General features: G+C 77.2%; 1 protein-coding gene. It reads right to left on the bottom strand.

Annotated features, from left to right (window positions below; all coding sequences use genetic code 11):
- Positions 1-21 precede the first annotated feature (21 nt).
- Positions 22-346 (bottom strand): aldo/keto reductase (locus FAF44_RS53915; protein WP_237111219.1); only part of this gene is annotated, 325 nt, incomplete at its 5' end.

Here is a 346-nt window from a genome sequence, read left to right on the forward strand (position 1 = left end):
GGTGGGGCGCGGCCGGGGAGGTCAGCGGCCGTGGAGGCGGGGGAGGGCGTCGCCGTAGATGTCCGGGCTGCGGTCCACCTCGCCGACGAAGTCGCCGGGGAAGCCCAGCTCGAACGGCACCGCCGACTCCAGCCGCGCGATCGCCTCGTCGGTCAGCGCCCGCGCCACGTCCGAGGCGCCCAGGTTGTCCTTGAGCTGCTCGGCGCTGCTCACCCCGAGGATCGGATGCACGCCGCGGCGCACCGCCCACCCGGTCGCGACCTGCGAGGCCGTGGCGCCCAGCTCGTCGGCCACCTCCAGCACGGCCCGCACCCCGGCCCGGTCCCGCTCGCCGATCGACTCGGGC

The organism is Nonomuraea sp. MG754425, from assembly GCF_021699195.1.
GTDB lineage: Bacteria > Actinomycetota > Actinomycetes > Streptosporangiales > Streptosporangiaceae > Nonomuraea.